The organism is Bacteroides sp. AF20-13LB (genome assembly GCF_003603065.1).
In the GTDB taxonomy this organism is placed as follows: Bacteria; Bacteroidota; Bacteroidia; order Bacteroidales; family Bacteroidaceae; genus Bacteroides; species Bacteroides uniformis.
Genome location: NZ_QTMH01000018.1, coordinates 45,747 through 67,334 on the forward strand (window position 1 = coordinate 45,747; position 21,588 = coordinate 67,334).

The window sequence follows — 21,588 nt, forward strand, 5'->3', positions numbered from 1 at the left end:
TTAGCGATTATTTTTCTTTCTTTTGAAGTTCTTTCCGCCATTGTTTCCGCTATTGCTTCCACGACCACTTTCCTTGCTTTGCGTAAAGTTCGGAGCCAACTCCTTCTTACCATAAACTTCACCTCTACAAATCCAAACTTTAATGCCGAGAAGACCAACCTTAGTCAATGCTTCTGCATGACAATAGTCGATATCTGCTCTGAAAGTGTGCAACGGAGTTCTTCCTTCCTTATACATTTCAGAACGGGCCATTTCTGCACCATTCAAACGTCCTGAAATCTGAATCTTGATACCTTCCGCACCCATACGCATTGTATTGGCAATAGCCATCTTGATGGCACGACGGTAGGCTATTTTGCCTTCAACCTGACGGGCAATGTTGTTAGCCACGATAACAGCATCCAACTCTGGTCTCTTAACTTCGAAGATATTAATCTGAATATCCTTATCAGTAACCTTCTTCAACTCCTCTTTCAACTTGTCAACTTCTTGGCCACCTTTGCCGATAATGATACCCGGACGTGCAGTACAAACGGTAATAGTCACGAGTTTCAGTGTACGTTCAATTACAATTCTTGACACACTAGCCTTTGCCAGACGAGCGTTCAAATATTTACGAATCTTGCTATCTTCCAGCAGAGAATCGCCGTAATTCTTTCCACCATACCAATTGGAATCCCATCCTCTGATAATTCCTAAACGGTTGCTTATTGGATTAACTTTTTGTCCCATTTACCTTAATTTTGATCTTCGTTATTACTTTTAGAACCAACGAACAACGTTACGTGGTTTGAACGTTTACGAATTCTGTAACCTCTACCCTGCGGAGCCGGTCTCATTCTTTTGAGTGTAGCACCACCATCAACAAAAATCTTGGTTACGAACAGCTCGCCACTTTCAGCTTTACGTTCGTTTTTCTGCTCCCAGTTAGCAATTGCAGAGCGCAGCAACTTTTCCACTCTTGCGGCAGCCTCTTTTGAAGAGAACTTCAAAACGCCGAGTGCTCTGTTCACCTCCATCCCGCGAATCATGTCAGCCACGAGACGCATTTTACGGGGGGAAGTAGGAACATTTTGCAATTTCGCAAAATACATGGTCTTAAGGGCTTCTTTTCTTTTTTCAGCCGATATTTTTTTTCTTGCTCCCATTATATTATTACTTTATTATTTCAGATAAATCCTGTTTTATTTTTTCTTGTTACCAGCGTGTCCTCTGAAAGTACGAGTTGGAGCAAATTCGCCCAACTTGTGTCCTACCATATTTTCGGTAACATAAACAGGAATAAATTTATTTCCGTTGTGAACTGCAACAGTATGGCCTACGAAATCAGGCGAAATCATTGAAGCTCTGGCCCAGGTCTTAACTACCACTTTCTTGCCCGATTCATTCATGGCAAGCACTTTCTTCTCAAGCTTAACGTTAATATACGGACCTTTTTTTAATGAACGACTCATAATTTACTCAATTAATCAGATTACTTCTTTCTTCTCTCAATAATATACTTAGACGATTGTTTCTTCGGAGCTCTTGTCTTAAGACCCTTAGCGTACAATCCCTTACGAGATCTCGGGTGTCCTCCTGAAGCACGTCCTTCACCACCACCCATCGGGTGATCAACCGGGTTCATAACAACACCACGGTTACGCGGACGACGTCCTAACCAACGAGAACGTCCAGCTTTACCTGAACTTTCCAATCCATGATCTGAGTTACCTACACTACCAATAGTAGCCTTACAAGTACTGAGGATCTGACGAACCTCACCTGAAGGCAACTTGATAACGCAGTACTTACCTTCTCTAGAAGTCAACTGAGCGAAGTTACCAGCCGAGCGAACCAAGGCAGCGCCTTGTCCCGGACGTAATTCGATGTTGTGAATTACAGTACCGACCGGAATATTCTGAAGCGGAAGTGCGTTTCCGATTTCCGGAGCGGCAGTCTCACCTGACATCAAAGTCGTACCAACTTGCAATCCATTGGGAGCAATAATATATCTTTTTTCTCCATCTGCATAAAACAACAAAGCGATACGAGCCGAACGATTCGGATCGTATTCAATTGTTTTAACCACTGCAGGCACACCGTCTTTATTTCTCTTGAAATCTACGATACGAATAATCTTCTTACTACCGCCACCGATGTAGCGCATAGTCATCTTACCTTCGTTGTTACGACCACCTGAAGATTTCTTACCAAATACAAGAGACTTTTCTGGTACCCGTGCAGTAATCTCTTCGTAAGTACCAATAATTTTATGTCTTTGCCCCGGTGTTGTGGGCTTAAATTTACGTACTGCCATTTTTATTAAATATTGCTATAAAAATCAATAGTATCTCCTTCTTTCAACGTAACGATAGCCTTCTTGAACGCATTCGTACGTCCGTTGATGATACCGGCACGAGTATAGCGGCTCTTGTTTTTGCCGGCATACTTCATTGTATTCACATCAACTACTGTAACGTTGTAAAGGGCTTCAACTTCCTTCTTAATTTCCAGTTTATTAGCTTCAGGACGCACGATAAAGCCGAAACGATTATTCGTCTTATCAGTAATTGCAGTCATCTTCTCTGTCACTAACGGTTTAATAATAATTCCCATTATTTAAGCCTCCTTTTTACATTAAGATATTGTCGATAGCAGAAAGTGCACTTTCAGCAAACACAACGACCCCAGCGTCCAATACTCTGTAAGTATTTAACCCTGAGATAGTCTGCACATTAGCACCCTTCACATTACGAGCCGACAAATATACGTTTTTATTTGCTTCTGGTAAAATCACAAGCAGCTTTTTGTCAGAAACTTTAAGATTTTTTGTCATTGCAACAAAATCTTTAGTCTTCGGAGCTTCAAAAGAGAAGTCTTCTACTACTACAACTGCGTTGTTCTGAGCCTTGTATGACAAAGCTGACTTACGAGCCAGAGCCTTTACTTTTTTGTTTAATTTGAAGTAGTAATCTCTCGGTTTCGGACCGAATACGCGTCCACCACCAACAAGTACCGGTGAGTTCATGTCACCACGACGTGCACCACCACCACCTTTCTGGCGACCGATTTTACGAGTAGAACCACTGATTTCGCTTCTTTCCTTTGACTTGTGTGTACCCTGACGCTGGTTAGCCATAAACTGTTTAACATCCAAGTAGATAGCGTGGTCGTTGGGCTCAATTCCGAAGATAGACTCGTTTAACGTAATCTTTCTCCCAGTGTCTTCACCTTTAATGTTATATACGTTAACTTCCATTATTTCTCAATTATTACGATTGAACCTTTGCAACCAGGAACAGATCCCTTAATCAAAAGAAGATTGTGCTCCGCGATTACCTTTAATACCTGCAGGTTTTGAACAGTTACTCTGTCGCCACCAAGCTGTCCGCCCATGCGCATTCCTTTGAATACTTTTGCAGGGTAAGAACAAGCACCGATAGAACCCGGCTTACGAGCGCGGTTGTGCTGACCGTGAGTAGTCTGGCCTACACCACCAAAACCATGGCGTTTTACTACACCCTGGAAACCTTTACCCTTAGAAGTACCTACAACGTCAACAAAAGTTGCGTCATTGAACAGTTCTACGGTAACAGTGTCACCCAGATTCAACTCTGTTTCAAATTCTTTGAACTCAGCCAAGTGTTTCTTGGGAGTTACTCCAGCTTTCTTAAAGTGCCCCATCAAAGGCTTTGTAGTGTGCTTCTCCTTCTTGTCCTGGAAGCCCAGCTGAACAGCTTCATAACCGTCCTTTTCTACAGTTTTCACTTGAGTAACAACACAAGGACCTGCTTCGATAACAGTGCATGGTACATTCTTACCCTCGGCACTGAAAACGGATGTCATTCCGATTTTTTTTCCTAATAATCCTGGCATTTCACTTAATTTTTAATACTTACACTTTGATTTCTACTTCCACACCACTCGGCAACTCCAACTTCATCAGAGCATCTACTGTCTTAGCTGTTGAGCTATAGATGTCAATCAGTCTCTTGTAAGAAGAGAGTTCGAATTGTTCACGCGACTTCTTGTTAACGAAAGTCGAACGGTTCACGGTAAAGATACGCTTGTGCGTAGGAAGAGGAATCGGACCGCTAACGATGGCGCCCGTTGTCTTCACCGTTCTTACAATCTTCTCAGCTGACTTGTCAACCAAGTTGTGGTCGTAAGATTTCAGTTTGATTCTAATTTTTTGACTCATTACTGTCTTTAATTATTAAATAGTTATATAAGATGAAGTTCCGCAGGCTAAGAGTCATTCGCTAGCCTACGGGACTTCAAGTTTTTTTTAGATTAAGTCAGTACGACCTTTTACTTCCTCCAATACTGCCTTGGCAATAGAGTTGGAAACCTGGGCGTGGTGAGAGTATACCATTGAAGAGGTTGCACGACCAGAAGTGATGGTACGCAATGCTGTTACGTAACCGAACATTTCTGCCAGCGGAACCATTGCCTTCACGATACGTGCACCGGAACGGCTGGATTCCATACCTTCCACCTGGCCACGACGCTTGTTCAAGTCACCGATAACGTCACCCATGTTCTCTTCCGGAGTAACAACTTCCAGCTTCATGATAGGCTCCATCAGCACCGGACCTGCCTTAGCACAAGCATTCTTATATGCCTGGATAGCACAGATTTCGAATGACAACTGGTCAGAGTCAACCGGGTGGAAAGAACCGTCAATCAAGGTTACTTTCAGTGAATCCAACGGATAACCTGCCAACACACCATTCTTCATGGCAGTAGTGAAGCCCTTCTGTACAGACGGGATAAATTCCTTAGGAATGTTACCACCCTTCACTTCGTCGACGAATTGCAATCCGCCTTCCTTGAAGTCTTCATCAACCGGGCCGATGTTCACGATAATATCAGCGAACTTACCACGACCACCGGACTGCTTCTTGTAAACTTCACGCAAGTTGACTGTCTTAGTGATAGCTTCCTTATAGTTAACCTGAGGCTTACCCTGGTTACATTCAACCTTGAACTCACGTTTCAGACGGTCGATAATAATATCCAAGTGAAGCTCGCCCATACCAGAGATAACTGTCTGACCAGTCTGTTCGTCAGTCTTAACTGTGAACGTCGGGTCTTCTTCAGCCAGCTTAGCCAGACCATTTGACAGTTTATCCATATCCTTCTGAGTCTTAGGCTCAACTGCGATACCGATAACCGGTTCCGGAAAGTCCATAGATTCCAATACAATCGGTGCAGTTTCGTCACACAATGTATCACCAGTATGTATATCCTTGAAACCTACGCCAGCACCAATATCACCAGCACCGATAACTTCTACCGGATTCTGCTTGTTAGAATGCATCTGGAACAAACGGGACACACGCTCCTTCTTCCTTGAACGGGAATTATAAATATAAGAACCCGCTTCAATTTTTCCTGAATAAACACGGAAGAAAGTCAGACGACCGACATACGGGTCAGTAGCAATCTTAAATGCCAAAGCAGATGTTTTTTCATCATCATCCGGCTTACGATCTTCCTCCAAACCAGTATCAGGATTAGTTCCTATGATATTCGGAGTATCCAACGGAGAAGGCAAGAATGCACAAACATAGTCAAGCAAAGTCTGTACACCTTTGTTCTTGAATGAAGATCCACACAGCATCGGAACAACAGCCATCTGTACTGTTGCGTTACGAAGAGCTCTCAAAACCTCTTCTTCTGTAATAGTAGAAGGATCATCGAAATATTTCTCCATCAAGGCATCGTCAAACTCAGCTACTTTTTCGAGCATCTTATCTCTCCATTCATTGGCTTCGTCTACTAAATTGGCAGGAATTTCCTCCACCGTATAGTCAGCCCCCATTGTCTCATCATGCCAATAGATAGCTTTCATTTTAATAAGGTCAACCAACCCCTTGAAAGTTTCTTCAGCGCCAATAGGGATAACGATAGGACATGGATTAGCACCCAAAACGTCCTTCATTTGGCGAACTACTTCGAAGAAGTCTGCACCGGAACGGTCCATTTTATTAACATAACCGATACGTGGCACATTGTACTTGTCTGCTTGACGCCAAACTGTTTCAGATTGCGGTTCAACGCCACCAACTGCACAATAAGCAGCGACAGCACCGTCCAACACACGTAAAGAGCGTTCTACCTCAGCAGTAAAGTCCACGTGTCCCGGAGTATCAATCAAATTGATTTTATAAGTATTACCGGCATATTTCCAACGAGTGGTAGTAGCAGCAGAAGTGATAGTGATACCACGTTCTTGTTCTTGCTCCATCCAGTCCATTGTAGCGGCACCATCGTGTACCTCACCGATTTTGTGGGTCAAACCCGTGTAAAACAAAATACGTTCAGAAGTCGTTGTCTTTCCGGCATCGATGTGGGCCATGATACCGATATTACGTGTCAAATGTAAATCATGCTTTGCCATTTTCTAATTCCCTTACTTTAAGTTTTTTAATCTTCTAATTGGTTAGTCTCTTATAGTATTAGAATCTGAAATGAGCAAATGCACGGTTAGCTTCTGCCATTCTATGCATATCTTCTTTACGTTTGTAAGCACCGCCCTGTTCATTGAAAGCATCCATGATTTCGGCAGCCAGCTTATCAGCCATTGATTTACCGCCACGCTTACGTGCAAAGATAATCAAGTTCTTCATGGAAATTGATTCCTTACGGTCAGCACGGATTTCTGTAGGAACCTGGAAAGTAGCACCACCCACACGGCGAGACTTAACTTCCACTTGAGGAGTCACATTATCCAGAGCTTTTTTCCAGATTTCAAGAGCGGATTTCTCTTCGTTCTGCATTTTGTTCTTCACTGTTTCCAACGCAGCATAGAAGATTTCATAAGAAGTGTTCTTCTTTCCATCGTACATCAAGTGATTCACGAACTTGGAAACTTTTACATCATTGAACACGGGATCCGGAAGGATAACGCGTTTTTTTGGTTTTGCTTTTCTCATTTGTCTGAAAGAATAATGTTTTTCGTTCTTGGTTGTTTACTTCTGTCTTCTTCAACTCTCCCTCCGGAGAATTTACTCAACCTTTAGCATTTCCAACAAACTAAAACGTAAGTTATTACTTTAAATTTTCCTATTTTGGGAATCAGGCCACCAGATTATTTCTTCTTAGCAGGAGCTGCTTGACCCGGTTTCGGACGTTTTGCGCCGTATTTGGAACGTCTTTGTGTACGACCTGCAACACCTGCAGTATCCAAAGTACCACGTACGATGTGATAACGCACACCCGGAAGGTCTTTTACACGACCACCACGTACCAACACGATAGAGTGTTCCTGCAAGTTGTGACCTTCTCCCGGAATATAAGAGTTCACCTCTTTACCATTGGTCAAACGTACACGAGCTACTTTACGCATAGCTGAATTCGGCTTCTTCGGAGTGGTTGTATACACTCTCACGCAAACGCCACGTCTTTGAGGACAAGAGTCCAAGGCTGGAGACTTTGATTTCTCCACCAGCACTTCGCGTCCTTTTCTTACTAATTGCTGAATTGTAGGCATTTTAATTGTTTTTAGTTATATATTATTGTTTATATTAATTCAAAACTATACACTTTTGGGCTGCAAAGATACTAATAAGTTTTGAATAATCAATGCACTACAAGTTTTTTTTTGATTTTACGCTTCACCCTTGATGTTGGGAAGAGGCGGAAATGTTTGTTCGTCCGGCATGCGAATCAGTCCGAAAGCGCGTTCATATTTCCCAATATTCTCTTCGAGTGCACGCAGCAAACGCTTGGCATGTTCGGGTGCCAAAACTATGCGCGATTGCACGCCAGCCTTTGGCATTCCAGGCATCACGCGGATAAAGTCGAGAATAAATTCCGAACTGGAATGAGTTATAATAGCCAAATTGGCATATGTACCTTGCGCCACTTCTTCCTTCAATTCTATCTGGAGTTGACCGTTGTTGTTTTCTTGATTTTCCATGTTGCACAATTGTTTTTAAAATGTTCTTAAAAGATAGACCAAAAGTACTCTTTTTTTTCGGATGATATACATTTAAGTTCAAAAAGACACATAATAATCCGTTCTGAAAAAGGAGCAAGCCACTGCAACCGTTTTGCAGTAGCACTGTAACAAACATACAGAAGCATTGCAGTACAGAAGGAAGAGGCAAAGATAAAACAGAGAGGGAATACTCCTTCTTATAGGATATTCCCTCTCTATTTAATAGAATTATATTGACGTTGTAAGGCTATCCCTCTACTTTCTCGTCTACAGCATAATCAAGTACCGTCTTCTTGTTGGCAAGCATACGGTCGTACTCTTCTTTGGAGCCAACGATAATCTTCTCGAACTCGCGTTGTCCGGTACCGGCAGGAATCAGGTGACCGCAAATTACGTTCTCCTTCATACCTTCCAGACGGTCCACCTTTCCGTTGATGGCAGCCTCGTTCAGTACCTTCGTCGTTTCCTGGAAGGAAGCAGCCGACATGAAGCTTGAAGTCTGCAATGCAGCACGGGTGATACCTTGAAGAATCTGAGTAGAAGTCGCAGGTACAGCGTCGCGCACTTCCACGGGTTTCAAGTCGCGGCGTTTCAACATGGAGTTCTCGTCACGCAGCTTGCGGGCCGTCACAATCTGGCCAGCCTGCAGACTCTGGGAATCTCCAGCATCCACTACCACCTTCTTTCCCCAGATACGGTCGTTCTCTTCCATGAATTCCATCTTGTCAACAACTTGCTGTTCCAGGAAGCGGGTATCACCTGGCTCGTCGATTTCCACCTTGCGCATCATCTGACGAACGATGATTTCAAAGTGCTTATCATTAATCTTCACACCCTGCAGACGGTAAACGTCCTGAACCTCGTTCACAATATATTCCTGCACGGCCGTAGGACCTTTGATAGCCAGGATGTCCGCAGGTGTGATAGCACCGTCAGACAACGGAGTACCGGCACGTACATAGTCGTTCTCCTGAACCAGAATCTGCTTGGACAACGGTACGAGGTACTTCTTCACTTCACCGGTCTTGGAAGTAACGATGATTTCGCGATTACCGCGTTTCACCTTACCCATGGTAACCTCACCGTCGATTTCTGAAACCACAGCGGGATTAGACGGGTTACGTGCCTCGAACAACTCAGTGACACGGGGAAGACCACCCGTGATATCACCCGCTTTACCTACGGCACGCGGAATCTTCACGATAACTTCACCGGCCTTTACCTTCTGACCGTCTTCAACCACTACGTGGCCACCTACTGGCAAGTTGTATGTACGGATCAGTTCGCCGTCTTCTGTCATGATGTGTGCGGTAGGCACCTTCGTCTTATCCTTAGACTCAATGATGATGATTTCGCGCAAACCGGTAGATTCATCAGACTCTACCTTATAAGTCACGTTTTCAATAACGCCTTCAAATTCAATCTTACCGGTAGCTTCGGTAATGATAACCGCGTTGAACGGGTCCCAACGGGCAATCATCTTGCCTTTCTCTACCATTTCACCATCGGCTGCATAGAGCGTAGAACCGTAGGGTACATTATGAGTGGAAAGCACAATACCTGTGTTGACATCCACGAAACGCACTTCGGCCAAACGGCCTACCACTACCTTTGCCGGTTCGCCTGCTTCGTCGATAACGTCTACCGTACGGAGTTCTTCGAATTCCAGACGGGCAGGATTCTTGGCCACGATGCTTGCGTTGGCAGCAATATTGGCTGCCGTACCACCGGCATGGAATGTACGCAGTGTCAACTGTGTACCCGGCTCACCGATAGACTGTGCAGCGATTACGCCGACTGCCTCGCCCTTCTGAACCATACGGCTGGAAGCCAGGTTACGTCCGTAACACTTGGCACAAACACCTTTCTTGGATTCGCAGGTCAATACAGAACGGATTTCAACGCTCTCGATTGGAGAGTCTTCAATGCGTTGTGCAATGTCCTCGGTAATTTCCTCACCGCCGGCCACAATCAGTTCGCCAGTTGTAGGATGAACAATATCATGTACGGATACACGACCCAGGATACGTTCATACAGAGTGGCAATGGTTTCATCATTGTTCTTCAGTGCCGTACAAACCAATCCGCGGAGCGTGCCGCAGTCTTCTTCATTAATAATCACATCATGCGATACGTCAACCAGACGACGGGTCAGGTATCCGGCATCGGCCGTCTTCAAAGCGGTATCGGCAAGACCCTTACGGGCACCGTGGGTAGAGATAAAGTACTCCAACACGGACAGACCTTCCTTAAAGTTAGAAAGAATCGGGTTTTCGATAATCTGACCGCCTTCGGCACCTGCTTTCTGGGGCTTCGCCATCAAACCACGCATACCGGAGAGCTGACGAATCTGTTCCTTAGAACCACGGGCACCGGAATCCAGCATCATGTATACAGAGTTGAAACCCTGGTCGTCGCTTGAAATGGTTTTCATCAGGATGTTGGACAACTCAGAGTTCACGTGCGTCCAGATATCGATTACCTGGTTGTAACGCTCGTTGTTCGTGATGAAACCCATGTTATAGTTATTGATTACCTGCTCTACTTCATCATAACCTTTCTGTACTAATGCTTCCTTCTCTTCCGGGATAATGATATCGCCCAAGTTGAACGACAAACCACCCTTGAAGGCCATGTAATAACCGAGGTTCTTGATTCCGTCGAGGAAGTCGGCTGCCTTGGCAACACCACACACCTTGATTACGTGACTGATGATGTCTCGGAGTGACTTCTTGGAGATAATCGTATTGATATATCCTGCTTCTGCCGGAACAATTTCGTTGACAATGACACGGCCCACGGAGGTATCGTGCATCATCTTGTCCACAATGTTACCATTCTCGTCAACGTCTTTCACTATTACGCTTACCGGAGCATGGATGTCGCACTTACCTTCATTGTAGGCAATCAGCGCTTCCTCAGGACCGTAGAATGTCAGGCCTTCACCCTTGGCACCCTTGCGCAGCTTCGTAATATAGTACAGACCAAGTACCATATCCTGAGCAGGCACAGTGATAGGAGCACCGTTGGCAGGGTTCAATATATTGTGTGACTGGAGCATTAGCATCTGTGCTTCCAGAATCGCTTCGTTGCTCAACGGCAAGTGCACGGCCATCTGGTCACCGTCGAAGTCGGCATTGAACGCCGTACATGCCAACGGGTGCAGCTGGATTGCCTTACCTTCAATCATTTTAGGCTGGAATGCCTGGATACCCAGACGGTGAAGTGTCGGGGCACGGTTCAACAGCACCGGATGCCCCTTCATCACGTGTTCCAAAATGTCCCAGATAACGGGTTCCTTGCGGTCTACAATCTTCTTGGCGCTCTTTACCGTCTTCACGATACCACGCTCAATGAGCTTACGAATGATGAACGGCTTGTAAAGCTCGGCTGCCATCAGTTTAGGGATACCGCATTCGCCCATCTTCAGCTCCGGACCTACAACGATTACAGAACGTGCGGAATAGTCGACACGCTTACCCAACAAGTTCTGACGGAAACGTCCTTGCTTACCCTTCAAACTGTCGGAAAGTGACTTCAACGGACGGTTAGCGTCGGTCTTCACTGCACTCGATTTACGGGAGTTATCAAACAGAGAGTCGACAGCTTCCTGCAACATACGTTTTTCATTACGCAAAATCACTTCAGGAGCTTTGATTTCAATCAATCTCTTCAGACGGTTGTTACGGATGATGACACGACGGTAAAGGTCATTCAAGTCAGAAGTTGCGAAACGGCCGCCATCCAATGGGACCAACGGACGAAGTTCGGGTGGAATAACCGGTACAATGCGTACAATCATCCACTCGGGCTTGTTGCGTCCGCGTGATGCACGGAACGACTCAACTACCTGAAGACGTTTCAGAGCTTCGGTCTTGCGTTGCTGTGAAGCATCGCTTCCGGCACGGTTACGCAGTTCGTAAGACAAAGAGTCAAGGTCGAGGCGTGACAGCAAATCGTAGATAGCTTCCGCGCCCATCTTGGCAATGAACTTATTGGGATCTGAATCTTCGAGGAACTGGTTGTCTTTCGGCAACTTTTCCAGCAAGTCCAGGTATTCTCCTTCTTCAAGCAAGTCATACTGTGCCACTTCATCGGACAGTACACCCGGCTGAATGACAACATAACGCTCGTAATAGATAATGGCATCCAGCTTCTTGGTGGGCAAGCCCAACAAGTAACCGATTTTGTTGGGAAGTGAACGGAAGTACCAGATGTGAGCCACGGGCACAACGAGCTGGATGTGTCCCATACGCTCACGGCGCACTTTCTTTTCAGTCACTTCCACACCACAACGGTCGCAGACGATGCCTTTGTAACGGATACGCTTGTACTTACCGCAATGGCACTCGTAATCCTTGATAGGACCAAAGATGCGCTCGCAGAACAATCCGTCGCGTTCGGGCTTATACGTACGATAGTTGATGGTTTCAGGCTTTAAAACTTCACCACTCGAATTCTCAAGGATTTCCTCAGGAGAAGCCAAACCGATAGAGATTTTCGAGAAATTACTCTTTATCTTGTTATCTTTTCTAAAAGCCATAAATTTATTTAATTGATAATTGACAATGGAAAATTGAAATTGAAAAACTGAAAACCGATAATTGAGAATGGTAACTTGCATTATCCACTCTCAATTATCAATTATCCATTATTCTAAGTTGATGCTCAAGCCCAAACCTCTCAACTCGTGCAGCAATACGTTCAGTGACTCGGGGATACCCGGAGCAGGCATCGGTTCACCCTTCACGATTGCTTCATAAGCCTTGGAACGTCCTACAACGTCATCAGACTTGATAGTCAGGATTTCCTGCAGAATGTGTGCGGCACCGAACGCTTCGAGTGCCCAAACTTCCATTTCTCCAAAACGCTGACCACCGAACTGTGCCTTACCACCCAACGGCTGTTGCGTAATGAGTGAGTACGGACCGATGGAACGTGCGTGCATCTTGTCTTCAACCATGTGACCGAGCTTCAGCATGTAAGTCACACCTACCGTAGCCTGCTGCTCGAATGCTTCACCGGTACCACCATCATACAGCGTTGTCTTGCCGTAGCGAGGCAAGCCGGCCTTATCGGTCCATTCGTTCAAATCGTCCAAAGATGCACCGTCAAAGATAGGAGTGGCAAACTTCACGCCCAGGTTTTTTCCGGCACGCCCGAGAACGGCCTCGAATATCTGACCGATGTTCATACGTGAAGGCACACCCAACGGATTCAGCACGATGTCTACCGGAGTACCGTCAGCAAGGAACGGCATGTCTTCCTGGCGTACCACACGGGAAACAATACCCTTGTTACCGTGACGACCGGCCATCTTGTCACCGACACCAATCTTACGTTTCTTGGCAATGTATACCTTGGCCATCTGAATGATACCTGCGGGCAACTCGTCACCGATAGTGATGGCGAACTTCTTGCGTTTCAGCTCGGCATCGAGTTCCTTGTACTTCTTGATGAAGTTCATCACCAATGCACGAATCAGTCCGTTGGTATGTTCATCCTTCGTCCAGTTGCTCAACTGAACAGCGGTGAAGTCCAAATCGCTGAAGTCGGAAGCAGAGAATCTGGCGCCTTTGGAAATAATGTCGGCACCCATGTAATCCTTCACACCTTCCGATGTATAATTTTCTGTAAGCTTCAACAGCTTGTTTATCAACACTTTCTTGAGGTCACCAATCTTAGCGTCGAACTCATCGTCAATCTTCGGTAACAGAGCCTTGTCGGCCAGCTTGGAGCTGCGGGTCTTGACAACACGGGAGAACAGACGCTTACCGATAACAACACCCTTCAAAGAAGGAGAGGCTTTCAAAGAAGCATCCTTCACATCACCGGCCTTGTCACCGAAGATGGCACGGAGCAGTTTCTCTTCCGGAGAAGGATCCGATTCACCCTTCGGAGTAATCTTACCGATAAGGATATCACCCGGTTCGATGCGGGCACCCACACGAACAATACCGTTTTCGTCAAGGTCTTTAGTCGCTTCCTCACTTACGTTAGGAATGTCAGAGGTCAACTCTTCCATACCACGCTTCGTTTCGCGAACTTCCAAAGAATATTCTTCTACGTGTACAGAGGTCAAAAGGTCCTCACGAACCACACGTTCATTCAGTACGATAGCATCCTCATAGTTATAGCCCTTCCACGGCATGTAAGCAACCAGCAGGTTCTTACCCAGTGCAAGTTCTCCGTCTTCGGTTGAATAACCTTCCGTCAGGATTTGACCTGCAGTCACGCGCTGACCCTTCTCGCAAATCGGACGGAGGTCAATCGTCATATTCTGGTTGGTACGGCGCCACTTCGGGATATTATATTCTTTCAATGCAGGCTCGAAGCTTACGAACTCTTCCTCCTCCGTACGGTCGTACAGAATACGGATAGTCGTTGCATCCACGAATTCAACCACACCGTCACCCTCGGCAGTAATCTGCGTACGAGAATCGCGTGCCAGCTGGCGTTCGATACCGGTACCTACAATCGGAGCTTCGCTCTTCAATAAAGGAACAGCCTGGCGCATCATGTTTGATCCCATCAATGCACGGTTGGCGTCATCATGCTCCAAGAACGGAATCAAAGAAGCCGCAATAGAAGCAATCTGCTGGGGAGATACGTCCATCAATTCCACCTCGGAAGGAGGAACCACCGGATAGTCGGCATCCTGACGGGATTTTACTTTATCACGTACAAAAGTACCGTCATCGTTCAAAGGAGCATTACCCTGAGCAATAATCTTGGCTTCCTCTTCTTCTGCGGTGAGGTAAACCAAACCTTCGTCAGAAAGATCAACCTTACCCTCTGCCACCTTGCGGTACGGAGTTTCAATGAAGCCAAGCTCGTTGATTTTCGCGAACACACAGAGTGAAGAAATCAAACCGATGTTCGGACCTTCAGGAGTCTCGATAGGACAAAGACGTCCGTAGTGAGTATAGTGTACGTCACGAACCTCGAAGCCTGCACGCTCGCGTGACAGACCGCCGGGACCCAGGGCAGACATACGGCGTTTGTGAGTAATCTCGGCCAGCGGGTTGGTCTGGTCCATGAACTGTGACAAAGCATTCGTTCCAAAGAATGAATTGATAACGGAAGAGATTGTCTTGGCGTTAATCAGGTCAATCGGAGTAAAGACTTCATTGTCACGGACGTTCATACGCTCGCGGATAGTACGCGACATACGTGCCAGACCGATGGCAAACTGATTGGACAACTGTTCGCCCACTGTACGCACACGACGGTTGCTCAAGTGGTCGATATCGTCCACATCCGCTTTCGAGTTAATCAACTCGATGAGATATTTGATAATTTCGATAATATCTTCCTTGGTAAGGACACGCACGTCCATATCGGTCGTCAAGTTCAACTTTCTGTTGATACGATAACGGCCTACATCACCCAGGTCATATCTCTTCTCTGAGAAGAACAGGTTATTGATAACCTCGCGTGCACTGGCATCATCGGCAGGGTCTGCATTACGCAACTGGCGGTAGATGTAGAGTACAGCTTCTTTTTCCGAGTTACTCGGATCCTTCTGCAGAGTATTATATATGATAGAATAGTCAGACTGGTTCGGTTCTTCCTTGTGTACGAGGATATTCTGAACGCCCGACTCTAATATAATGTCAACATGTTCCGGCTCGATTACAGTTTCACGGTCAATAACGACTTCGTTACGCTCGATGGAAACAACTTCACCGGTATCTTCGTCTACAAAATCCTCAATCCATGTTTTCAACACACGTGCGGCCAACTTACGTCCCACCATCTTCTTGAGGTTCGTCTTGTTCACCTTCACGTCTTCCGCCAAATTAAAAATCTCGAGAATGTCCTTGTCATTCTCAAATCCGATGGCTCTCAGCAAAGTGGTAACCGGCAATTTCTTCTTACGGTCAATGTACGCATACATGACGTTGTTGATGTCGGTGGCAAACTCAATCCACGAACCCTTGAACGGGATGATACGGGCTGAGTACAACTTGGTACCGTTGGCATGTACGCTCTGTCCGAAGAATACGCCCGGTGAACGGTGAAGCTGGGATACAACCACACGTTCCGCACCGTTGATGACGAATGTTGCCTTATCCGTCATGTAAGGAATAGGACCGAGGAACACGTCCTGAATGACCGTGTCAAAATCTTCGTGGTCGGGGTCGGTACAATATAATTTCAATTTTGCCTTCAAAGGCACGCTATATGTAAGCCCTCGCTCTATACATTCATCAATGGTATAGCGCGGCGGATCAATATAGTAGTCCAAAAACTCAAGAACAAAATTATTTCTTGTATCGGCAATGGGGAAGTTTTCAGCAAATACTTTATACAGTCCCTCGTTCTTACGTTTCTCGGGTGGGGTGTCCAGTTGTAGAAAGTCTTTGAATGACTTCAATTGTACTTCCAGAAAATCCGGATATTCAAGCGGATTCTTAGTCGAAGCAAAATTAACTCTTTGATTTACAGTATTTGAAGACATCTGTTAATGGATTTGTAGAACTTAATTTTAAATATATACACAAAAAGGTTAAGAACCCTTTTCACGAAGGGTTCCTAACCGAATTACCTGATTTACAGGCTAATGTTATTTAAGTTCAACTTCAGCTCCAGCTTCTTCCAATGTTTTCTTCAATGATTCTGCTTCGTCCTTAGCCAAACCTTCTTTTACTACGCTAGGAGCACCGTCTACCATGTCCTTAGCTTCCTTCAAGCCAAGACCGCAAGCTTCCTTAACGGCTTTAACTACCTGAAGTTTAGCTGAGCCAGCGCTCTTCAATACTACGTCGAAAGAAGTCTTTTCTTCTGCGGCAGCAGCACCACCGGCTGCAGGACCAGCAGCAACAGCTACAGCTGCAGCAGCAGGTTCAATACCATATTCTTCTTTCAGGATTGTTGCAAGTTCATTAACTTCTTTTACTGTCAAGTTAACTAATTGTTCTGCAAAAGCTTTCAAATCTGCCATTTTTGTATGATTTTTAATTGTTTAAATACTAAATAAATTGATATAATTCTTTTTCCGAAATTTACGCTTCGGGACGTTCACCAAGAGTCTTGAGAACTCCGTGGAGGGTGTTACCACCTGATTGCAGAGCAGAAATAACATTCTTGGCCGGTGACTGCAGCAATGCAACGATATCGGCAATAACTTCATTCTTACTCTTGATACTTACGAGAGCATCCAACTGGTCAGCACCAACATAGAAGCTTTCTTCTGCATATGCAGCCTTCAGTCCGGGAATACCGTTCTTAGCCTTATCTTTAATCAACTTGGCCGGAGCGTTAGCAACGTTGCTGAACATTACGGCAGTTGTACCTTTCAGAGAACCATAAAGCGGAGAAAAGTCTTCTTCCAGGCTCTCCAATGCCTTGTGAAGCAATGTATTCTTAACTACCATCAATTTGATGTCAGCCTTGAAACATTCTCTTCTCAACATGCTGGTTGTAGCAGCATTCATGGCAGTGGTATCCACCAAATAGAAGTGACCGTATTCCTTCACTGTAGCAGCAATCTGCTCAATAATCGTACTTTTATCTTCCTTTCTCATTATTACTCCGTTTTATTAGATTTCTTCTACTGTTTTCGGGTCAATCTTGATGCCCGCACTCATCGTGCTAGAAAGATAAATACTCTTAATATATGTACCCTTGGCTGCAGTCGGTTTCAATTTATTCAAAGTAGAGATGAATTCTTTCGCATTGTCGCGAATTTGCTCAGCGCTAAATGAAACTTTACCGATAGAAGTATGAACAATACCGCTCTTGTCAACCTTAAAGTCGATTTTGCCTTGTTTTACTTCTCTTACAGCTTTAGCAACATCCATAGTTACAGTGCCACTCTTGGGGTTAGGCATCAATCCACGAGGACCGAGCACACGACCGAGTGCACCAATCTTACCCATGATGGACGGCATAGTGATAATCACATCAATATCAGTCCATCCACCTTTGATCTTTTCAATATATTCGTCAAGACCAACATAGTCAGCTCCGGCTTCTTTTGCAGCAGCTTCAGCATCTGGTGTACAAAGCACCAAAACGCGTACAACCTTACCAGTACCGTGAGGAAGTGATACAACACCTCTCACCATCTGGTTGGCCTTACGCGGGTCAACGCCCAAACGTACGTCGATATCCAGAGAAGCGTCAAACTTGGTATAAGTGATTTCCTTTACCAACTGAGCAGCTTCCTTGAGAGAGTATGCTTTCCCTGCTTCAATTTTTTCTGCAGCCAACTTTTGATTTTTTGTCAGTTTACCCATTCTAATTGAAGTTTATTAATTATTAACCGGGAACTCCCCTTTTACAGCGATACCCATACTTCTAGCTGTACCGGCAACCATTTTCATGGCAGCTTCTACAGTGAAACAGTTCAAGTCAACCATTTTGTCCTGAGCAATCGTACGAACCTGTTCCCAAGTAATCTCGGCAACTTTCTTACGGTTAGGCTCAGCAGAACCACTCTTTTGCTTCGTCACTTCCAACAACTGGATAGCCACGGGAGGAGTCTTGATTACAAAATCGAAAGACTTGTCTGCGTAGTAAGTGATAATCACAGGAAGAATCTTTCCTGCTTTGTCTTGGGTTCTGGCGTTGAATTGCTTGCAAAACTCCATGATATTGATACCCTTGGAACCCAATGCAGGTCCTACTGGGGGTGATGGATTTGCCGCGCCTCCTTTAATCTGTAATTTGATTAGTCCAGCAACTTCTTTAGCCATTTTCTAATTGATTTATATATATAAACATTAATGAAGAATACTACAGCGTAACACCTGCACTATTCTTTTTCAACTTGCATAAAGCCCAATTCGAGCGGAGTCTTCCGTCCGAATATCTTGACCATGACCTTCAGTTTCTTCTTCTCGGTGTTCACTTCTTCAATGATTCCACTGAATCCACTGAACGGACCGTAATTCACCTTTACAGTCTCGCCGACTACATACGGGATACTCAAGTCTTCACCTGATTCCTGCAATTCGTCGACCGTACCAAGTATACGATTCACTTCCGACTGTCTCAGAGGTACGGGTTTTTCCGAACCACCCAAGAACCCTATCACATTAGGAGTATTTCTCAGATGATGAGCAACCTCACCCACCAGAGCAGCCTCCACCAAAACGTAACCAGGGAGATAACTTCTCTCTTTCACAATTTTCTTACCATTGCGAACCTGATATACCTTTTCGGTAGGAATCAATACCTGAGATACGTAATCACCAAGGTCGCTGTTTTTAATATCAGCTTCAAGGTATTCCTTTACCTTAGCTTCTTTTCCGCTAATAGCACGCAAAACGTACCATTTCTTTTCAATCTCAGACATTTCTCCTTACTTTTAATGTGGATAAACAAATTCCATCAGATGCTGGAAACAGAAGTCCATCGCAAATACTACCACTGCAATTAGTAGGGAAGCATATAAAACAACTACTGCACTGTTAGTAAGTTCAGAATACGTAGGCCACGACACTTTATGAACAAGTTCGTCGTAAGTTTCTTTAAAATAAGCTACAATCTTCTTCATTTCAAAAATATTAGCACGGGAGGAGAGGCTCGAACTCCCGACACCCGGTTTTGGAGACCGGTGCTCTACCAACTGAGCTACTCCCGTTTGTACATAATCAGTTCCCGATGTATACCGGGAACTGATTAAGATTATATTGGTTATTAGTCAAGAATTTCAGTAATCTGACCAGAACCTACTGTACGACCACCTTCACGGATAGCGAAACGCAAACCTACGTTCAATGCTACCGGGTAGATCAGTTCTACAGTGATTTCTACGTTATCACCAGGCATTACCATTTCAGTTCCTTCCGGAAGAGTGATTTCACCTGTACAGTCCATAGTACGCAGATAGAACTGAGGACGGTATTTGTTGTGGAACGGAGTGTGACGACCACCTTCTTCTTTCTTCAAAACGTAGATAGAAGCTTTGAACTTAGAGTGAGGTTTAATCTGACCGGGCTTACAAAGAACCATACCACGTTTGATTTCGTTCTTGTCGATACCACGGAGCAACAGACCTACGTTGTCACCAGCTTCACCTTGATCCAGCAACTTGCGGAACATTTCAACACCAGTTACAACAGACTTCTTGTCTTCACCCAAACCGAGGATTTCAACTTCGTCACCTACATGGATAACACCAGCTTCGATACGACCAGTAGCTACAGTACCACGACCAGTGATTGAGAATACGTCTTCAACCGGCATCAAGAACGGTTTGTCAATATCACGCGGAGGCAGAGGAATCCAAGTGTCGCAAGCATCCATCAGCTCCATAACCTTCTCTTCCCACTTTTCAACGCCATTCAACGCACCAAGAGCAGAACCCTGAATGAACGGAGTGTTGTCGCCGTCGAATTCGTAGGCTGAAAGCAGTTCACGCATTTCCATTTCAACGAGTTCCAACATTTCAGCGTCGTCTACCATGTCACACTTGTTCATGAATACAACCAGTCTCGGTACGTTTACCTGACGAGCCAGCAAGATATGCTCACGAGTCTGAGGCATCGGACCATCAGTAGCAGCAACTACGATGATAGCACCGTCCATCTGAGCAGCACCAGTTACCATGTTCTTTACGTAGTCGGCGTGACCCGGGCAGTCTACGTGAGCGTAGTGACGGTTAGCTGTTTCATACTCTACGTGAGAAGTGTTGATAGTGATACCTCTTTCCTTTTCTTCAGGAGCGTTATCGATAGAATCGAAAGAACGCAATTCAGAAAGACCTTTCTTTGCCAACACTGTAGTGATAGCAGCTGTCAACGTGGTTTTACCGTGGTCAACGTGACCAATTGTACCAATGTTTACGTGCGGTTTGGTACGTTCGAATTTCTCTTTAGCCATAGCTTTACTTGTTATTTATTTGATTAATAATCAGCTTTTACATCTTTGTGAGCTGTTACCGGGACTTGAACCCGGGACCTCTTCCTTACCAAGGAAGTGCTCTACCGCTGAGCTATAACAGCAAGGAGAATAAGAGTTGTGGGCAAAGATGGATTCGAACCACCGAAGGCGTAAGCCAGCAGATTTACAGTCTGCCCCATTTGGCCACTCTGGTATTTGCCCCTACATTACAAAAAGAACTCTTTTCCTTACTAAATCATCGCAGAGTGAACTTTACCCGGACGATTTCCGTTCTCATATCATCTCCACCTCGTGAAGAAAGACTCATTCCACTCATCCTTGAGCGAGCCTCTTGTCGGATTCGAACCAACGACCCCGAGATTACAAATCACGTGCTCTGGCCAACTGAGCTAAAGAGGCAAGCTAAAAAATGCAACCGTAACGTTCATAGTGTGAGCGAAACGGCTGCAAATTTAGGCATTTATTTTTTACCCGCAAAATTTTAGCGGAAAATTATTTGCTCCGTTGCTTTTCCTTGTACTTAACCAGCTGTTTTTCCAAAGCTTCCAGGCATAAATCCACTGCTTCTTCAAACGTATCACAAACCTTGTTTGCATAAAACTCGCCATTGGGAACCAATACTTTCACTCCGGCTTCTTTATTTTCGGCTGTTTCTGGTTTTACTACCTTTAATGACACCTCTACTTTCTTTATATCGTCGTAAAATTTCTCCAACTTAGCAACTTTCTTTTGAACGAAAGACTGCAATTGCTCTGACGCATCAAAGTGAATCGATTGAATTCTTACTTCCATACTTACCTCCT

21 protein-coding genes and 4 tRNA genes are annotated in these 21,588 nt (G+C 45.0%); all 25 read right to left on the bottom strand.

What is annotated here, in order from left to right:
- Nucleotides 1–732, bottom strand: coding sequence for a 30S ribosomal protein S3 (gene rpsC / locus DWX62_RS18960; protein WP_004291235.1), 732 nt, complete (start codon nucleotides 730–732; stop codon nucleotides 1–3).
- Between the two features lie 5 nt (nucleotides 733–737).
- On the bottom strand, nucleotides 738–1,148 hold the full coding sequence (rplV, locus tag DWX62_RS18965) for a 50S ribosomal protein L22 (RefSeq protein WP_004291236.1): 411 nt from the start codon (nucleotides 1,146–1,148) through the stop codon (nucleotides 738–740).
- A gap of 36 nt (nucleotides 1,149–1,184) precedes the next feature.
- Nucleotides 1,185–1,454, bottom strand: coding sequence for a 30S ribosomal protein S19 (gene rpsS / locus DWX62_RS18970; protein ID WP_002558070.1), 270 nt, complete (start codon nucleotides 1,452–1,454; stop codon nucleotides 1,185–1,187).
- Nucleotides 1,455–1,474: 20 nt separating this feature from the next.
- Complete coding sequence (gene rplB / locus DWX62_RS18975) at nucleotides 1,475–2,299, bottom strand: 50S ribosomal protein L2 (protein WP_005825705.1); 825 nt, start codon at nucleotides 2,297–2,299, stop codon at nucleotides 1,475–1,477.
- A 5-nt stretch (nucleotides 2,300–2,304) separates the two neighbouring features.
- Nucleotides 2,305–2,598 carry a 50S ribosomal protein L23 gene (rplW, locus tag DWX62_RS18980; RefSeq protein WP_005825706.1) on the bottom strand — a complete coding sequence of 98 codons (294 nt, stop codon included), beginning with the start codon at nucleotides 2,596–2,598 and terminating at the stop codon, nucleotides 2,305–2,307.
- Nucleotides 2,599–2,614: 16 nt separating this feature from the next.
- Nucleotides 2,615–3,241: a 50S ribosomal protein L4 gene (rplD, locus tag DWX62_RS18985; RefSeq protein WP_005825707.1), complete on the bottom strand. Its 627-nt coding sequence runs from the start codon at nucleotides 3,239–3,241 to the stop codon at nucleotides 2,615–2,617.
- Nucleotides 3,241–3,858 (bottom strand): 50S ribosomal protein L3, encoded by a 618-nt coding sequence (rplC, locus tag DWX62_RS18990; protein WP_005825708.1) that lies wholly within the window; start codon nucleotides 3,856–3,858, stop codon nucleotides 3,241–3,243. Before rplC ends, rplD begins: the two co-directional genes overlap by 1 nt.
- A 19-nt stretch (nucleotides 3,859–3,877) precedes the next feature.
- A complete protein-coding gene (gene rpsJ, locus DWX62_RS18995) occupies nucleotides 3,878–4,183 on the bottom strand; it encodes a 30S ribosomal protein S10 (protein WP_004291244.1) in 306 nt (101 codons plus the stop codon).
- A gap of 87 nt (nucleotides 4,184–4,270) precedes the next feature.
- Nucleotides 4,271–6,388, bottom strand: a complete 2,118-nt coding sequence (fusA, locus tag DWX62_RS19000) for an elongation factor G (protein ID WP_005825709.1) — start codon at nucleotides 6,386–6,388, stop codon at nucleotides 4,271–4,273.
- A 58-nt stretch (nucleotides 6,389–6,446) separates the two neighbouring features.
- Nucleotides 6,447–6,923 carry a 30S ribosomal protein S7 gene (rpsG, locus tag DWX62_RS19005; RefSeq protein WP_005825710.1) on the bottom strand — a complete coding sequence of 159 codons (477 nt, stop codon included), beginning with the start codon at nucleotides 6,921–6,923 and terminating at the stop codon, nucleotides 6,447–6,449.
- Between the two features lie 155 nt (nucleotides 6,924–7,078).
- Nucleotides 7,079–7,480, bottom strand: a complete 402-nt coding sequence (gene rpsL, locus DWX62_RS19010) for a 30S ribosomal protein S12 (protein WP_005825712.1) — start codon at nucleotides 7,478–7,480, stop codon at nucleotides 7,079–7,081.
- Between the two features lie 117 nt (nucleotides 7,481–7,597).
- On the bottom strand, nucleotides 7,598–7,909 hold the full coding sequence (locus tag DWX62_RS19015) for a DUF3467 domain-containing protein (RefSeq protein WP_005825714.1): 312 nt from the start codon (nucleotides 7,907–7,909) through the stop codon (nucleotides 7,598–7,600).
- A gap of 268 nt (nucleotides 7,910–8,177) precedes the next feature.
- The gene (gene rpoC / locus DWX62_RS19020) at nucleotides 8,178–12,473 is read right to left on the bottom strand and encodes a DNA-directed RNA polymerase subunit beta' (RefSeq protein WP_008661873.1); all 4,296 of its coding nucleotides are present in this window, start codon (nucleotides 12,471–12,473) and stop codon (nucleotides 8,178–8,180) included.
- A gap of 108 nt (nucleotides 12,474–12,581) precedes the next feature.
- Nucleotides 12,582–16,394, bottom strand: a complete 3,813-nt coding sequence (gene rpoB, locus DWX62_RS19025; protein WP_005825717.1) for a DNA-directed RNA polymerase subunit beta — start codon at nucleotides 16,392–16,394, stop codon at nucleotides 12,582–12,584.
- A gap of 105 nt (nucleotides 16,395–16,499) precedes the next feature.
- Nucleotides 16,500–16,877: a 50S ribosomal protein L7/L12 gene (gene rplL / locus DWX62_RS19030; protein WP_004291279.1), complete on the bottom strand. Its 378-nt coding sequence runs from the start codon at nucleotides 16,875–16,877 to the stop codon at nucleotides 16,500–16,502.
- Between the two features lie 61 nt (nucleotides 16,878–16,938).
- Nucleotides 16,939–17,460, bottom strand: coding sequence for a 50S ribosomal protein L10 (rplJ, locus tag DWX62_RS19035; RefSeq protein WP_005825719.1), 522 nt, complete (start codon nucleotides 17,458–17,460; stop codon nucleotides 16,939–16,941).
- Between the two features lie 15 nt (nucleotides 17,461–17,475).
- Nucleotides 17,476–18,174 carry a 50S ribosomal protein L1 gene (rplA, locus tag DWX62_RS19040; RefSeq protein ID WP_005825721.1) on the bottom strand — a complete coding sequence of 233 codons (699 nt, stop codon included), beginning with the start codon at nucleotides 18,172–18,174 and terminating at the stop codon, nucleotides 17,476–17,478.
- A gap of 15 nt (nucleotides 18,175–18,189) precedes the next feature.
- Nucleotides 18,190–18,633, bottom strand: a complete 444-nt coding sequence (gene rplK, locus DWX62_RS19045; RefSeq protein WP_005825722.1) for a 50S ribosomal protein L11 — start codon at nucleotides 18,631–18,633, stop codon at nucleotides 18,190–18,192.
- A gap of 59 nt (nucleotides 18,634–18,692) precedes the next feature.
- Nucleotides 18,693–19,235, bottom strand: a complete 543-nt coding sequence (gene nusG / locus DWX62_RS19050; RefSeq protein WP_005825724.1) for a transcription termination/antitermination protein NusG — start codon at nucleotides 19,233–19,235, stop codon at nucleotides 18,693–18,695.
- Between the two features lie 215 nt (nucleotides 19,236–19,450).
- Nucleotides 19,451–19,523: transfer RNA gene (locus DWX62_RS19060), tRNA-Trp, on the bottom strand.
- A gap of 56 nt (nucleotides 19,524–19,579) precedes the next feature.
- Nucleotides 19,580–20,764, bottom strand: a complete 1,185-nt coding sequence (gene tuf, locus DWX62_RS19065) for an elongation factor Tu (protein ID WP_005825727.1) — start codon at nucleotides 20,762–20,764, stop codon at nucleotides 19,580–19,582.
- Nucleotides 20,765–20,814: 50 nt separating this feature from the next.
- Nucleotides 20,815–20,886, bottom strand: a tRNA-Thr gene (locus DWX62_RS19070).
- Between the two features lie 17 nt (nucleotides 20,887–20,903).
- Nucleotides 20,904–20,986, bottom strand: a tRNA-Tyr gene (locus tag DWX62_RS19075).
- A 124-nt stretch (nucleotides 20,987–21,110) separates the two neighbouring features.
- Nucleotides 21,111–21,184: transfer RNA gene (locus DWX62_RS19080), tRNA-Thr, on the bottom strand.
- Nucleotides 21,185–21,277: 93 nt separating this feature from the next.
- Complete coding sequence (gene raiA / locus DWX62_RS19085; protein WP_005825731.1) at nucleotides 21,278–21,577, bottom strand: ribosome-associated translation inhibitor RaiA; 300 nt, start codon at nucleotides 21,575–21,577, stop codon at nucleotides 21,278–21,280.
- Between the last annotated feature and the right edge of the window lie 11 nt (nucleotides 21,578–21,588).

Bases quoted from the DNA above. Each gene is read 5' to 3' on its own strand.
- rpsC (WP_004291235.1), bottom strand. From the start codon at position 732: ATGGGACAAAAAGTTAATCCAATAAGCAACCGTTTAGGAATTATCAGA.
- rplV (WP_004291236.1), bottom strand. From the start codon at position 1,148: ATGGGAGCAAGAAAAAAAATATCGGCTGAAAAAAGAAAAGAAGCCCTT.
- rpsS (WP_002558070.1), bottom strand. From the start codon at position 1,454: ATGAGTCGTTCATTAAAAAAAGGTCCGTATATTAACGTTAAGCTTGAG.
- rplB (WP_005825705.1), bottom strand. From the start codon at position 2,299: ATGGCAGTACGTAAATTTAAGCCCACAACACCGGGGCAAAGACATAAA.
- rplW (WP_005825706.1), bottom strand. From the start codon at position 2,598: ATGGGAATTATTATTAAACCGTTAGTGACAGAGAAGATGACTGCAATT.
- rplD (WP_005825707.1), bottom strand. From the start codon at position 3,241: ATGGAAGTTAACGTATATAACATTAAAGGTGAAGACACTGGGAGAAAG.
- rplC (WP_005825708.1), bottom strand. From the start codon at position 3,858: ATGCCAGGATTATTAGGAAAAAAAATCGGAATGACATCCGTTTTCAGT.
- rpsJ (WP_004291244.1), bottom strand. From the start codon at position 4,183: ATGAGTCAAAAAATTAGAATCAAACTGAAATCTTACGACCACAACTTG.
- fusA (WP_005825709.1), bottom strand. From the start codon at position 6,388: ATGGCAAAGCATGATTTACATTTGACACGTAATATCGGTATCATGGCC.
- rpsG (WP_005825710.1), bottom strand. From the start codon at position 6,923: ATGAGAAAAGCAAAACCAAAAAAACGCGTTATCCTTCCGGATCCCGTG.
- rpsL (WP_005825712.1), bottom strand. From the start codon at position 7,480: ATGCCTACAATTCAGCAATTAGTAAGAAAAGGACGCGAAGTGCTGGTG.
- DWX62_RS19015 (WP_005825714.1), bottom strand. From the start codon at position 7,909: ATGGAAAATCAAGAAAACAACAACGGTCAACTCCAGATAGAATTGAAG.
- rpoC (WP_008661873.1), bottom strand. From the start codon at position 12,473: ATGGCTTTTAGAAAAGATAACAAGATAAAGAGTAATTTCTCGAAAATC.
- rpoB (WP_005825717.1), bottom strand. From the start codon at position 16,394: ATGTCTTCAAATACTGTAAATCAAAGAGTTAATTTTGCTTCGACTAAG.
- rplL (WP_004291279.1), bottom strand. From the start codon at position 16,877: ATGGCAGATTTGAAAGCTTTTGCAGAACAATTAGTTAACTTGACAGTA.
- rplJ (WP_005825719.1), bottom strand. From the start codon at position 17,460: ATGAGAAAGGAAGATAAAAGTACGATTATTGAGCAGATTGCTGCTACA.
- rplA (WP_005825721.1), bottom strand. From the start codon at position 18,174: ATGGGTAAACTGACAAAAAATCAAAAGTTGGCTGCAGAAAAAATTGAA.
- rplK (WP_005825722.1), bottom strand. From the start codon at position 18,633: ATGGCTAAAGAAGTTGCTGGACTAATCAAATTACAGATTAAAGGAGGC.
- nusG (WP_005825724.1), bottom strand. From the start codon at position 19,235: ATGTCTGAGATTGAAAAGAAATGGTACGTTTTGCGTGCTATTAGCGGA.
- tuf (WP_005825727.1), bottom strand. From the start codon at position 20,764: ATGGCTAAAGAGAAATTCGAACGTACCAAACCGCACGTAAACATTGGT.
- raiA (WP_005825731.1), bottom strand. From the start codon at position 21,577: ATGGAAGTAAGAATTCAATCGATTCACTTTGATGCGTCAGAGCAATTG.